We start from the raw sequence: 13,192 nt of genomic DNA, 5'->3' as shown, positions 1-13,192 counted from the left end.
CCGGGCGGGCCGGGTTTCAGGCGGGGGTCTCCAGGTGGCCGAGGTCGTTCCAGCGCTGGAGGGCGGGGTGGCCGTGGGACCAGCCCAGGACGCAGAGGGCGGTGGGGGCGAGGTCGAGCTGGGCGGCGAAGGAGATGTCGGCGCCCAGCCAGCGGGCGGCGAGCGCCCGCAGGAGGTGGGCGTGGGCGAAGAGCAGCGCGTCCTCGTCGCCGGCGCGGGCCCAGGCCACCACCCGGTCGGCGCGGGCGGATACGTCGGCGAGGCTCTCGCCGCCGGGTACGCCGTCGCGCCACAGGTCCCAGTCGGGCCGGTCTGCCAGGATCTGCGGGGTGGTCAGGCCCTCGTACGCGCCGTAGTCGAACTCCATGAGCTCGCCCCAGTCGGCGGCCTCGTCCGCGAACCCGGCGAGCCGGCAGGTCTCGGCGGCGCGCACCAGCGGGCTGGTGCGGACCCGGGCGCCGGGCAGGCCGTTCCAGGGGGCGCGGCGCAGCCGCTCGCCGAGCAGGACGGCGCTGTCGCGGCCGCTGTCGAGCAGCGGCCGGTCGGTGCGGCCGGTGTGGCGGCCGGAGCGGGACCAGTCGGTCTCCCCGTGGCGGACCAGCAGCACGCGCGGTCCGGCGGCGGGCGGGGACGGGACCACCATCAGCTCGTTTCCTCGTCTGTGTCGTGGGCGACCGTATAGGTCGGCCGGGCCTGGACGGCCGTGTAGATACGGGCCATGTACTCGCCGAGCATGCCCAGGCAGAACAGCTGCACGGCGCCGAAGAACAGTACCGTGATGATCAAGGAGGTCCAGCCGGGCAGGGTCCGGCCCATGGTGTACACGGTGACGGTCCAGACGAGGAACGCGAAGCAGACGACGAGGGCGAGGGCGCCGATCGCCGTCGCCAGGCGCAGGGGGGCGGCCGAGAAGGCGGTGACGCTGTCCAGGGCCAGCAGGACCATCTTGCGTACGGGGTACTTGGTGGCGCCGGCCACCCGTTCCTCGCGCCGGTAGGTGATCTGGCCGCTGGGGAAGCCCAGCCAGGGGATGAGCAGCCGGTAGACCTGCCGCTGGTCGGGGAGGGTCTTGAGGGTCTCCACGACGGCGCGGGAGAGCAGCCGGAAGTCGCCGACCTGGGCGGGGACGTGGGCCCCGACCAGCCGGCGCATGAGCCAGTAGTAGGCGGCGGCGGTCCGGCGCTTGAAGACGCTGTCGGTGGAGCGGTCGGCGCGGACGCCGTACACGATGTCCAGGCCGTCCGCCCGGGCGAGCGCCAGCATCTCGGGGATGACTTCCGGCGGGTCCTGGAGGTCGGCGTCGATGCTGACCACGTAGGAGCCGCGGGCCCGGTGCAGCCCGGCGGTGAGGGCCGCCTGGTGGCCGCTGTTGCGCCGCAGGGTCACGACGCGCAGCTGGGGCCAGAGCGCGCGCAGGTCCGCCAGCAGCCGGGCGGTCGCGTCGGTCGAGCCGTCGTCGACGGCCACGACCTCGTACGGTTCGCCGCACCCGTCCAGGGTCGGCCGGAGCCGCGCCGTCAGCGCGGTCAGGGCCTCCTCCTCGTTGAACATGGGGACGACGATCGAGAACGTGACCGGTCCCCGGTGTGGGTCGTCGTGCACAGCAGTCATCATGCGGGAGCCACGGGGCGGCGGCATGTCGGCAGGCCGCGCGGGGCCGGAGCCCTCTCCGGCGGCTCATGGCCGGAGAAGGCTCCGGCCCTAGACCAGCACGCCGGAGAAGAACATCGCCCCCAGCAGGGCGTACTGGACGGCGCACAGGGCCAGCAGCACGGCCTGGACCCATCGCGGCATGCGCACGACCAGGATGAGCCCGACGAACATCTGGGCGTGGTTGCGGTACCAGGACATCTGCGCGCCGGCGACGAAGGGAATGAGAAAAACTCCGACCGTCAGGAGCAGGGCGGCCCACTGCTCGACCTCCAGGCGGCGGTTCCGGACCAGCTGGACCACGGCCGTCGCCACGACGAGCAGGACGAAGAGGACGTTCAGCCAGAGCTGGGTGTGGTGCGCGGCCAGGGCGTTCTCCACCAGCGGGGGCAGCTCCCCCTTCGGCCGGTACCACTCGCTGAACGGGACGCCGTAGGCCTTCACCATCGCGGAGAAGGGCTCGTGCAGGCCGCCCTGCTTGTAGCTGGACTCCTGGATGATCTCGTACGCGTCCCACTTGCCGGTCGCCTGCCACATCATCCATTTGGCCCACAGGACGCCGCAGCCGGCGATGACCGCCGACCCCACGCCCTTCGCGCACCGCACCGGCCAGGGGTCCTTCCGCCACGCGAAGAGCACGCTGGCCAGCAGCATGCCGACGGCGACCGCGCCGACGAGATGGCAGGCGGTGGCCACGAACCCGCCGGCGGCGGCGATGCCCCAGGACCCGCGCTTGACCCCGACGACGCAGACGAGCAGGGCCAGCGTGCCGGTGGCGATCGGGAAGATCGCGTGGAAGTAGATGCCACCGGGGAAGACCGTCCCGATGGCGAGGGTGAGGCCGGTGGCCCAGGTGAGCCGGCCGCCGAGGAGCCACCACAGCACCGCGAACATGCCGAACAGGGCCACTTCGGTGACGACGACGGCGGATATCTCGTACGACAGCCCGGTGGCGGAGAACGCCCGGACGAGCATGGGGTACCCGGGGAACCAGGCGACGTTCCCGCACATGACGTCGGGGAAGTCCGCGTAGCGCTCCCGGCACCAGAACATCTCGTAGCCGGTCCTGGCGATCGACAGGTAGTGCTCGGAGTCCCAGCGCCGCCGTCCCCCCGTGGACCAGTAGGCCACGCCGGACCCGTCACCGGCGACGGACGCCTTGGCGATCATCCAGGTGATCAGGTTCGAGACGAGCCAGGCGACGGCCGGAGGCAGCAGGAACCGACGCCGGTCACGGCGGCGTACGGACGCGGGCGATTCGATCATCGCCTCAGTCTGTCGAACACCCCCCGAAAATGCACACCCGGCCCCCGACGGCGGGCGCCGGAGTCAGCGGCGGACGCGGGGCATGCCCAGGCCGATCCAGGAGATGATCTCGCGCTGGATCTCGTTGTTGCCGCCGCCGAAGGTGAAGATGACGGCGCTGCGGTAGCCGCGCTCGAGTTCGCCGTGCAGGACCGCACCGGCCGAGCCGTCCTTGAGGGGGCCGGCCGCGCCGACGACCTCCATCAGCCATGCGTACGCGTCCCGGCGCGCCTCGGAGCCGTAGACCTTCACCGCGGAGGCGTCCTGCGGGGTGAGGGTGCCGTCCTGGACGGCGCCCACCATCTGCCAGTTGAGCAGCTTCATCGCGTCGAGGCGGGCGTGGACGCGGGCCAGGCGGCCGCGGACCCAGCCGAGGTCGATGACGCGGCGGCCGTCGGCGAGCTTGGTGCTCGCCGCCCAGCGCTGGACGTCGTGGAAGGCGCGGATGGCCATGGTGCCGTGGGCGGCGAGGGTGACGCGCTCGTGGTTGAGCTGGTTGGTGATCAGGCGCCAGCCCTTGTTCTCCTGCCCGACCCGGCGGCTCGCCGGGACACGGATGTCCTCGTAGTAGCTGGCGGTGGTGTCGTGCGAGGCCAGGGTGTTGATGATCGTGCACGAGTAGCCGGGGTCGGAGGTGGGCACCAGCAGCATCGTGATGCCCTTGTGCGCGGGCGCGTCCGGGTCGGTGCGGACGGCGAGCCAGACCCAGTCGGCCGTGTCGCCGTTGGTGGTCCAGATCTTCTGCCCGTTGACCACGTACGTGCCGCTCTCCTCGTCGCCCTCGCGCACGGCCTTGCACTTCAGGGCGGCGAGGTCGGTCCCGGCGTCCGGCTCGCTGTAGCCGATCGCGAAGTCGATCTCGCCGGAGAGGATGCGGGGCAGGAAGTACGACTTCTGCTCGTCCGTGCCGAACTGCATGAGGGTCGGCCCGACCGTGTTCAGGGCCATGAGCGGCAGCGGTACGACGGCCTGCGCGGCCTCGTCGAAGAAGATGAACTGGTCCATCGGCGTCATGCCGCGCCCGCCGTACTCCACGGGCCAGCCCACGCCGAGCCAGCCGTCGGCGCCGAGCCGGCGGATGGTCTCCCGGTAGAACCGCTTCTGGGCAGCGGGGTCGCCGTATCGGGCGTGGACGTCCTCGGGCACCAGCTCGGCGAAGTAGGCACGCAGCTCGGCGCGCAACTGCTGCTGCTCAGGCGTGTATTCGAGGTGCACGGCCCCTCCGGGAGTCTCGCGGTCCGTCGCGTCGCTGGCGGAGGGCAGATTAGAACCTGTTCCAAGAATCCGGAAGGGGCGGGGCACGGCCGGCCCGGCAGCCCGGCCCGTTCAGGCTCCGTTCAGGCTCCGTTCAGGCGTACAGGAACACCGTGTCGAACCACACCACGTCGCGCTCCTCGTCCAGCAGGAACCGTCCGTCGGCGGAAGCGTTCACCTCGGTCTGCGGGCCCGGCGCGAGGACCCGTGCGTCGTACGCCGCGCTGTGCAGCCACCGCGCTCCCGCCGGTACGGACGCGCGCAGCGGCTCGGGGATGTCGGTCAGGGCCGCCGGCTCGAAGGGCTCCTGGCGATCGCGGCCGGCGGCCAGGGCGGCGGCCACCGCGCCCTTCGGCAGCCGGGCCGAGCCGACCAGCCGGATCCGGGAGTCCGGCGCGGGCACGAGCGTCCGCTTGCCGGCCTCGTCGACGTCGTACCCGAGCCAGTGCGGCTCGGAGAGCTCCCCGAGGACCCCGAACCGCCGGCGCAGCGGCTCGGGGTCGGTGCGCACCCGCAGGTGGTCCTTGTTCCCGCCGTCCCGGCCGCTGTCCGTACCCGCGGCACAACCGGCCGCGCCGCCGGACAGCAGGAGTATCAGTCCGCCCAGCAACACCGGTATCTCACGTCGCCCGTAGGCCCCGCGCCCCATGTCCGTCAGCTCCCCTCGACCCCGTCCTCGGACCGCCTCAGTTCAGGGCCGAGAGCATAGCCGCGGCCGTCGCCGCCATCGCCGTACGGGCCGCCGTCAGGTACGGGCGGGGGTCGGCCGGGGTCAGGTGGGTGCGGATGGCCTCGGTCATCGCCACGTTCAGCGCCGTACCGATGTTCACCTTCCGGATGCCGCCGGCGACGGCCGCGGCCAGCTCCGCGTCCGGCAGCCCGGAGGAGCCGTGCAGGACCAGCGGCACGTCGACGGTCTTGGCCAGCCGGGCCAGCAGGGCGTGGTCCAGGGCGGCGGTACGGGTGGTCATCGCGTGGGTGCTGCCGATCGCCACGGCCAGCGCGTCCACGCCGGAGTCGGCGACGAAGCGGCGCGCCTCGTCCGGGTCGGTCCGCGCGCCCGGTGCGTGCGGGTCCAGCGGGGCGGCCCCGTTCTTGCCGCCCACCTCGCCCAGCTCGGCCTCGATCCACAGCCCGTTGGCGTGCGCCCAGTCGGCGGCGGAGCGGGTGGTCTCCAGGTTCTCGCCGTACGGCAGGTGCGCCGCGTCGTACATCACCGAGCCGAAGCCCGCGTCGGCGGCCTGGCGCAGCAGCTCCGGGCTCTTGACGTGGTCCAGGTGGAGGCCGACGGGGACGGCGGCCGCCTCGGCGCAGGCGGCCGCGGCCCGCGCCATCGGCAGCAGCTGCCCTCCGCGGAACTTCACGGCGTTCTCGCTGAGCTGGAGGACCACCGGCAATCCGGTGCGCTCCGCGCCGGCGACGACGGCCTCGGCGTGCTCCAGGGTGATGATGTTGAACGCGGCGACGGCGCGCCCGGCGGCGACCGCCTCCAGGACGAGGTCACCGGTGCGGACCAGGCTCATCGGACCGCCTCCTCGCCCGCGCCGAGGATCACCGAGCGCGTCAGGTGCCGCGGCCGGTCGGGGTCCAGCTGCTGCCGGGCGGCGAGGGCCACCGCCAGCCGGTGGACGCGTACCAGCTCGGCCAGCGGATCCAGCCGCCCGCCCACCCAATGGGCGCCGGTCGCGCGCACCTGCTCGGCCAGTCCCTCGGGCGCCGCGTCGACCGCCCAGGTGACGGTGCCGGGTCCGGAGACGCTGATGGGGCCGTGCCGGTACTCCATCGCCGGGTAGGACTCCGACCAGGCCAGCGAGGCCTCGCGCATCTTCAGCGCGGCCTCGTGGGCGAGGCCGACGCTCCAGCCGCGGCCGAGGAAGGTGAACTGGCCGCAGTCCTCCAGCCCCGCGGGCAGCGGCTCGGCGAGCGCGGCGCGCCCGTCGTCGGCGACCGCGGCCGTGTGCGCGCCGACGTGGGCGCGCAGCAGGGTGAGCGCGGTGGTGGCGAAGCGGGTCTGTACGACGGACTCCTCGTCGGCGAAGTCGAGGACGACGAGGTCGTCGGCGAGGCCCGTCACCGGGGTGGCGGGGTCGGCCGTGACGGCCGTGCTGCGGACGCCGGCGTCGCGCAGGGCAGCCAGCAGGTCCAGGACCTCGGTGGTCGTACCGGAGCGGGTGAGGGCGAGGACCCGGTCGTAGCGGCGGTGGCGGGGGAACTCGGAGGCGGGGAAGGCGTCGGTCTCGCCGTGGCCGGCGTCCTCGCGGAGCGCGGCGGCCGCCTGGGCCATGTAGTACGAGGTGCCGCAGCCGACGATGGCGGTGCGCTCCCCCGGCTGCGGAAGCACGGTCCGCCGGGCCGGGGCCAGTTCGGCGGCCCGTTCCCAGCAGGCGGGTTGTGTGCTCAGCTCGTACGCGACATGGCTCATGCCGGCTCCCTGTGCGAGTGCGGTGGGGTGCTTCGGGCGTGCGGTGCGTTTTCCTGCGAATTATCGAGGAGTTTCACGCAACTTCAAGCATCCCGGGGAGGATCGGCCCGGTTGATGTCGCGCGTAATGTCATGCGTACGGTCATACGTACGAGCTGGGAGGACCGAACGTCATGTCGCTGTCGCGGGAGGCGCGCTGGCAGGCGCTGCTGGGTCTGCTGGTGGACCGGGGCCGGCTGGAGGTCGACGCGGCGGCGGCCGAGCTCGGCGTGTCGGCGGCCACGATCCGCCGCGACCTCGACCAGCTGGCCGAGCAGCAGCTGCTGGTGCGCACCCGGGGCGGAGCGGTGCTGCACGGGGTGAGTTACGAACTGCCGCTGCGCTACCGCACCTCGCGCCGGGCGGCGGAGAAGCGCCGTATCAGCGAGGCGGTGGCCGATCTCGTCGACCCGGGCGAGGTGGTCGGCCTGACCGGGGGCACCACGACCACCGAGGTGGCCCGTGCCCTGGCGGCCCGCGCGGATCTGGCGGACCTGGCACCGCCGACGCTGACGGTGGTGACGAACGCCCTGAACATCGCGGGCGAGCTGGCGGTCCGCCCGCAGTTCAAGATCGTACTTACGGGGGGTGTCGCCCGGCCCCAGTCCTTCGAGCTGACGGGCCCGCTGGCGATGGGCGTCCTGGACCAGATCACGGTGGACACGGCGGTCCTCGGCGTCGACGGCTTCGACCCCGGGGACGGCGCGGCCACCCGCCACGAGGACGAGGCGGCGGTCAACCGCCTGCTGTGCGCGCGGGCCCGCCGGGTCGTCGTGGCCACGGACTCCAGCAAACTGGGCGTCAGGGCGTTCGCCCGCATCTGCCCCACGAGGACGGTGAACGTCCTGGTGACGGACCGCGGCCTGACCGACGCCGGGATGGCGGCGTTCGAGGGGGCGGGGGTGGAGGTGGTGCGGGTGTAGGGCGATCAGCGCCCGAAGCCCGGCTCCGCTCAGTGCGTCGGCAGGCGTTCCGCCGCCGCTCTCAGCGCTTCCAGTACCGGTGCGATCAGCGGGTGCGTCTGCGCTCCCCTGCGGGTCGTCGCGAAGACCCGGCGCGTGGCCAAGGGGCCCGTCACCGGGCGGATCTGGACTTCCTTGAGGTCCATGCCGCGCAGCGCCGACCGCGGGACCAGTGCCACCCCCGCGCCCGCGCCCGCCAGGGCGACCACCGCGCGGAAGTCGTCCGACGAGTGGACGAACCGGGGCTGGAAGCCCGCCAGTTCGCAGGCGAGCAGCGTCACGTCGTGACATGGATTGCCGGGGTACTGCCCGATCCACTCGCTGTCCGCCAGCTCCGCCAGCGAGACCTCGGGCAGCGACGCCAAGGGGTGCCCCACGGGCAGCACCGCGTCGAACGGTTCGGCGTACAGCGGGACCACCGACAGGCGGGCGTCGTCCGAACCGGGCCCACCCCGGTACTCGACTGCCAGCGCGACGTCCGCCTCGCCGTCCAGCAGCATCCGCAGGCTCTGGTCGCCCTCCGCATCACGGACCCGCAGCCGCAGGCCCGGGTGGTCCAGTGCCAGCCGGGCGATGGCAGGGGCGAGGACCTCGGCGATTCCCGTGGCGAAGGCCGCCACGGTGACCTCGCCCGCGGCGCCGCCCGCGTATGCCGCGAGTTCCGCCTCCGCCCGCTCCAGCTGGGCCAGCACCTCGTGGGCGTGGCCCAGCAGGATCTCGCCGGCCGCGGTGAGCCGTACCCCGCGGCCGCTGCGGGTGAGCAGTACGTGCCCGGTCTCCTGCTCCAGCGCGGCGAGCTGCTGGGAGACGGCGGAGGGGGTCAGGTACAGGGCTGCGGCCGCGGCGGTCACCGTACGGTGGTCCGCCACGGCCCGCAGGATGCGCAGCCGGCGGGGGTCGATCACCCCGCCATTGTCTCAGCCTGCGGTCGTGCCCAGTGCCGCGCGGGCGTCGACGAAGGCGGCGACCGCCCGCTCCACGTCCGCCGTCGAGTGCGCGGCGGACAGCTGGACGCGGATGCGCGCCTGGCCCATCGGGACCACGGGGTAGGAGAAGCCGATCACGTAGACGCCGCGCTCCAGCAGCAGTTCGGCCATCCGGCCCGCCACCGCCGCGTCACCGATCATGACCGGGGCGATGGGGTGGTCGCCGGGCAGGATCTCGAAGCCGGCCTCGGTCATCTTCGTACGGAACAGCTTGGTGTTGGCCGCGAGCTGCTCGCGCAGGTCGCCGGCCGACTCCAGCAGGTCGAGGACCTTGAGGGAGGCGGCGGCGATGACCGGCGCGAGGGAGTTGGAGAAGAGGTACGGGCGCGAGCGCTGACGCAGCAGCTCGACGATCTCCGCGCGCGCGGCGACGTAGCCGCCGGAGGCACCGCCGAGGGCCTTGCCGAGGGTGCCGGTGATGATGTCGACGCGGTCCATGACACCGTGCAGCTCGGGCGTACCGCGCCCGCCGGGGCCGGTGAAGCCGACGGCGTGCGAGTCGTCGACCATGACCATGGCCTCGTAGCGGTCGGCGAGGTCGCAGATCTCCTGGAGCGGGGCGACGTAGCCGTCCATGGAGAAGACGCCGTCGGTGACGATCAGCTTGCGCCGGGCGCCGCCGTCGACGGCCGCCTTGAGCTGCTGCTCCAGGTCGGCCATGTCTCGGTTGGCGTACCGGAAGCGGCGGGCCTTGGAGAGGCGGATGCCGTCGATGATCGAGGCGTGGTTGAGGGCGTCGGAGATGACCGCGTCCTCGGGGCCGAGGAGGGTCTCGAAGACGCCGCCGTTGGCGTCGAAGCAGGAGGAGTAGAGGATCGTGTCCTCCTGGCCGAGGAACGCCGACAGGCGCGCCTCGAGCTCCTTGTGGACCTCCTGGGTGCCACAGATGAAGCGGACGGACGCCATGCCGTAGCCCCAGCGGTCCAGCGCCTCCTTGGCGGCGGCGACGACCTCGGGGTGGTCGGCCAGGCCCAGGTAGTTGTTGGCGCAGAAGTTGAGGACCTGGCCGGGGGTGCCGCCCGCGGTCACGGCGACGGCCGCGCTCTGCGGGGTGCCGATGACGCGCTCGGGCTTGTGCAGACCGGCTGCGCGGATCTCGTCGAGGGTGCTGCGCAGGTCATCGCGTACGGACTCGAACATGGGCTTCGCTTTCTCCTTGTGCGGCGATGCGGCCGGAGGCCAGGAGGCGGGAGGGAGAGGGAAAGGGGAGGGAGGGGGCGGCGGACGCAGGGTGGGGCCGGGCCCCGCGGAGGGGGGAGGGTGGTGCGGGGCCCGGCCGGGACAGGTGGTCGCGGGCGGCCACGGGGCAGGGGGTCCGGCCGGGTGGGCCGGACGGCCGCCTACGCCGTCGTCCAGTCCAGGATGATCTTGCCGCTGCGGGCCGTGGCGGCCTCGTCGAAGGCGGCCTCGAAGTCGCGGTGCGAGTAGCGGCCGGTGATGACCGGGCTGAGGTCGAGGCCGCCCTCCAGCAGCACCGTCATCGCGTACCAGGTTTCGAACATCTCGCGGCCGTAGATGCCCTTGATGGTGATCATCGACGTGACGACCTTCGCCCAGTCGACGGGGAACTCCTTCGCCGGCAGGCCCAGCATGGCGATGCGGCCGCCGTGCGTCATGTTGTCGATCATGTCGCGCATGGCCTCGGCGCGGCCGGACATCTCCAGGCCGATGTCGAAGCCCTCGCGCAGACCGAGCTGGGCCTGGGCGTCGGCGATCGTGGCGTGGGAGACGTCCAGTGCCAGGGTGGCACCGGCCTTGCGGGCCAGCTCCAGGCGCTCGGGGCTGACGTCGGTGATGACGACGTTGCGGGCGCCGGCGTGCTTGGCCACGGCCGCGGCCATGATGCCGATCGGGCCGGCGCCGGTGATCAGTACGTCCTCACCGACGAGCGGGAAGGACAGGGCGGTGTGCACGGCGTTGCCGAACGGGTCGAAGATCGCGGCCACGTCGAGGTCCACCTGGGTGCGGTGCACCCAGACGTTCTGGGCGGGCAGGACGACGTACTCGGCGAACGCGCCGTCCCGGCCGACGCCGAGGCCGACGGTGCTGCGGCACAGGTGACGGCGTCCGGCCAGGCAGTTGCGGCACTTGCCGCACACCAGGTGGCCCTCGCCACTGACCAGCGCGCCGGTCTCGATGTCCCGGACGTCCGCGCCGACCGCGGCGACCTCGCCGACGAACTCGTGGCCGAGGACCAGCGGGGTCTTGACCGCGCCCTGCGCCCAGCCGTCCCACGCGCGGATGTGGAGGTCCGTGCCGCAGATGCCCGTGCGCAGCACCTTGATGAGCACGTCGCCGGGGCCGTACTCGGGCTCGGGCACGTCCATGAGCCACAGTCCGGGCTCGGCCTTGTGCTTGACGAGTGCCTTCATGAGTGGCTCCAGGCATGGGAGGGGTGCGCGCGACCAGGGGTGCCGGTGCGACGCGTCGGACGGGGACCAATGTGCCGAGAGCTGCGGTGATCAGTCCATCGAGGATTTCTTAAGCGGGTCGACAGCGCAGCTTCACGCCTATGCTCCTCACGTGCCCCGGACAGCGGCTGGGGCATGGATCGAGCTGCGCCGGGACGAGGACCGGTGCGGCTGGGTCGACGGATCCAGGGGTCGGGCAGGGGATGGGGAGGTGGCGTCGTGCCGAGTCTGCGCAGTCGTGCGCTGTCGGCCGCGCTGATCGCGGCGGGGCGGCGAAGACGGTTCGCGAGCGCGGAGGCGGTGCGGGCGAAGGTGGCGCAGTCCGCACGCCGGCCGGCCTCGCACCTGCCGCCGCGCTCGCTCGGGAAGGTCGCGGACGTCTCGCGTACGTTCGTGGGGGCGTGGCCGGTGTACGACGCCCAGCCGCGCGGCGGCGAGCCGGCGGCGCGGGTGCTGTACGTGCACGGCGGCGGTTTCATCGACGAGCTGGTGCGGCCGCACTGGTCGCTGATACGGACGCTGGTGACCGAGGCGCGGGCGCACTGTGTGGTTCCGGCGTACATCCTGGCGCCGCGCGGTACCGCCGACCGGACGGTCCCGGTCGCAGCGGACCTGCTGAGCGGGCTGATCGCGGGCGGCGGGGCCGGGGGCACGATCCTGATCGGGGACTCGGCGGGTGCGGGGCTCGCGCTGGCGGCGGCGCAGCGGCTGCGGGACCGGACGGGGGCGCAGCCTTCGCGGATCGTGCTGATCTCGCCGTGGCTGGACGTGTCGATGAGCCATCCGGACCAGGCGGCGATCGAGCCGGAGGACCCGATCCTGGCGCGGCCGGGACTGCTGGAGGCGGGCCGGCTGTACGCGGGCACGCTGGCCGCGGACGACCCGCGCGTGAGCCCGCTGCACGGCACGTTCGCGGGGCTGGCGCCGATCACGGTGTTCACGGGCACGCGGGACGTGCTGACGACGGACAGCCGGGAGCTGCTGCGGCGGGCGCGGGCGGACGGGGTCGAGGTGGAGTACCACGAGGAGACCGGGCTGCCGCACGTGTATCCGCTGCTGCCGGTACCGGAGGGGCGGGCGGCGCGGGAACGGATCGTGGGCATCGTCCGGTCGGCGTCGGCGGAGTGAGCGCGGGCGGGCGGGCCCGGGGCACGTGGCGGCGGAGTGAGGGCGGGCCGGGCCGGGGGCGCGGCGGGCGGCCGCCCGACCGGATCCCGGCTGACCGAATTTTCGGTCAGCCGGGGCGCCCCTGACTGAATTCTCGGACAGGACACCGGGGCGACTGCGCCCCCTCGTCCTGACTGAATCTTCGGTCAGGCCACGCACGACATCAGCGAGCTCACCGGCGCGTTGCGGTAGGCGGCCCAGTACGCCTCGTCGCGCACCTCGCAGGCGGGCGGGGTCCGGGCGGGCTGCCAGCCGATCGTCGTGAAGCCTGCGTCGACGGCGGCCTCCGCGAAGTCGGCGTGCGCCCACTCGCGGAACTCGAAGGGTTCGGGGGCGCCGGTGACGAACTGCGCCCGCAACAGGGGTGCGTCCGCGTCGCCGTCCCGGAGCCGGTCGAGGATGCGGACCCCGTACGGGGACCAGTCGACCAGCGGGAAGGCCCCCGGGTTCGGGACGATCGCCAGCAGCCGGCCGCCGGGGCGCAGGTTGGTGCGGATCGCCCGGAACATCGTGTGCAGGGTGGCCCGGTCGTGCGCGTGGTTGAACAGGTAGACGGCGGTGGCCAGGTCGAAGGGGCCGAGTCTGGGCATCCCGGCCGCCGCGTCCGCGACCACGTACTCGATGGCCTCGGCCCCGGCGTCGTCGCCGGGGTGGGCCCTGGCCCGGCGGATGCGTTCGGGACAGTTGTCGACGCCCACGGCCCGGCGGGCTCCGCCGCTCGCCAGCAGGCGGGTGGTGTGCCCGTGGCGGCACGCGATATCGAGGGTGTCGAGCCCTTTCACGCCGCCGAGGGCGTCGAGGGCCATACGGAGGGTGAACTTGTCGGCGGCCGTGAACCCCGCCGTGCTCGTCGCCGTGTCGTACTGCTGTTGCATACGGCGAGCCTCCCCCAGCGGCCGCCGGGACGCCGCCGGAGCGGCCGGCCGTCCCCCGGACGAGGGACGCGTTCGGGTCAGTCCGTACGGCGTACGGGGCGCTGGCCGGCGGCCACCGGCGG

Annotated in this window: 13 protein-coding genes; 2 read left to right on the top strand and 11 right to left on the bottom strand. The window is 73.3% G+C overall.

What is annotated here, in order from left to right; translation table 11 throughout:
- Nucleotides 1-16: 16 nt before the first annotated feature.
- The 7 genes from ACIPXB_RS09005 to ACIPXB_RS08975 all read right to left on the bottom strand — a co-directional run bounded on the left by ACIPXB_RS09005 (nucleotide 17) and on the right by ACIPXB_RS08975 (nucleotide 6,631).
- Complete coding sequence (locus ACIPXB_RS09005; protein ID WP_401446490.1) at nucleotides 17-643, bottom strand: histidine phosphatase family protein; 627 nt, start codon at nucleotides 641-643, stop codon at nucleotides 17-19.
- Nucleotides 643-1,611, bottom strand: a complete 969-nt coding sequence (locus tag ACIPXB_RS09000; protein ID WP_401447154.1) for a glycosyltransferase family 2 protein — start codon at nucleotides 1,609-1,611, stop codon at nucleotides 643-645. The genes ACIPXB_RS09005 and ACIPXB_RS09000 overlap by 1 nt, the downstream gene beginning before the upstream one ends.
- Nucleotides 1,612-1,701: 90 nt before the next feature.
- Nucleotides 1,702-2,916, bottom strand: coding sequence for a hypothetical protein (locus ACIPXB_RS08995; protein ID WP_401446489.1), 1,215 nt, complete (start codon nucleotides 2,914-2,916; stop codon nucleotides 1,702-1,704).
- 63 nt (nucleotides 2,917-2,979) lie between these two features.
- Nucleotides 2,980-4,170, bottom strand: a complete 1,191-nt coding sequence (locus tag ACIPXB_RS08990; protein ID WP_401446487.1) for an acyl-CoA dehydrogenase family protein — start codon at nucleotides 4,168-4,170, stop codon at nucleotides 2,980-2,982.
- 133 nt (nucleotides 4,171-4,303) lie between these two features.
- The gene (locus tag ACIPXB_RS08985) at nucleotides 4,304-4,858 is read right to left on the bottom strand and encodes a hypothetical protein (protein ID WP_401446485.1); all 555 of its coding nucleotides are present in this window, start codon (nucleotides 4,856-4,858) and stop codon (nucleotides 4,304-4,306) included.
- Nucleotides 4,859-4,895: 37 nt separating this feature from the next.
- Complete coding sequence (locus tag ACIPXB_RS08980) at nucleotides 4,896-5,732, bottom strand: class II fructose-bisphosphate aldolase (protein ID WP_401446483.1); 837 nt, start codon at nucleotides 5,730-5,732, stop codon at nucleotides 4,896-4,898.
- A complete protein-coding gene (locus tag ACIPXB_RS08975; protein WP_401446481.1) occupies nucleotides 5,729-6,631 on the bottom strand; it encodes an SIS domain-containing protein in 903 nt (300 codons plus the stop codon). Before ACIPXB_RS08975 ends, ACIPXB_RS08980 begins: the two co-directional genes overlap by 4 nt.
- Before the next feature lie 178 nt (nucleotides 6,632-6,809).
- Here ACIPXB_RS08975 and ACIPXB_RS08970 point away from each other — a divergent pair, with 178 nt between their 5' ends.
- Nucleotides 6,810-7,592, top strand: a complete 783-nt coding sequence (locus ACIPXB_RS08970) for a DeoR/GlpR family DNA-binding transcription regulator (RefSeq protein WP_401447151.1) — start codon at nucleotides 6,810-6,812, stop codon at nucleotides 7,590-7,592.
- 29 nt (nucleotides 7,593-7,621) lie between these two features.
- On the opposite strand, the gene ACIPXB_RS08965 is transcribed toward ACIPXB_RS08970, so the two are convergent.
- The 3 genes from ACIPXB_RS08965 to tdh form a co-directional block, all read right to left on the bottom strand.
- Nucleotides 7,622-8,536, bottom strand: a complete 915-nt coding sequence (locus ACIPXB_RS08965; RefSeq protein ID WP_401446478.1) for a LysR substrate-binding domain-containing protein — start codon at nucleotides 8,534-8,536, stop codon at nucleotides 7,622-7,624.
- A 12-nt stretch (nucleotides 8,537-8,548) separates the two neighbouring features.
- Nucleotides 8,549-9,757: a glycine C-acetyltransferase gene (locus tag ACIPXB_RS08960; protein WP_401446475.1), complete on the bottom strand. Its 1,209-nt coding sequence runs from the start codon at nucleotides 9,755-9,757 to the stop codon at nucleotides 8,549-8,551.
- 200 nt (nucleotides 9,758-9,957) lie between these two features.
- Nucleotides 9,958-10,989 (bottom strand): L-threonine 3-dehydrogenase, encoded by a 1,032-nt coding sequence (tdh, locus tag ACIPXB_RS08955; protein WP_401446472.1) that lies wholly within the window; start codon nucleotides 10,987-10,989, stop codon nucleotides 9,958-9,960.
- Between the two features lie 258 nt (nucleotides 10,990-11,247).
- Between tdh and ACIPXB_RS08950 the strand changes: the two genes are divergently transcribed.
- On the top strand, nucleotides 11,248-12,156 hold the full coding sequence (locus ACIPXB_RS08950) for an alpha/beta hydrolase fold domain-containing protein (protein WP_401446469.1): 909 nt from the start codon (nucleotides 11,248-11,250) through the stop codon (nucleotides 12,154-12,156).
- 185 nt (nucleotides 12,157-12,341) lie between these two features.
- On the opposite strand, the gene ACIPXB_RS08945 is transcribed toward ACIPXB_RS08950, so the two are convergent.
- On the bottom strand, nucleotides 12,342-13,070 hold the full coding sequence (locus ACIPXB_RS08945; RefSeq protein WP_401446466.1) for a class I SAM-dependent methyltransferase: 729 nt from the start codon (nucleotides 13,068-13,070) through the stop codon (nucleotides 12,342-12,344).
- Nucleotides 13,071-13,192: the final 122 nt, after the last annotated feature.

Origin of the sequence: Streptomyces sp. NPDC090022, assembly GCF_044748145.1 — a bacterium.
Lineage (GTDB): Bacteria > Actinomycetota > Actinomycetes > Streptomycetales > Streptomycetaceae > Streptomyces.
This window is presented reverse-complemented; position numbering and strand designations above follow the sequence as displayed.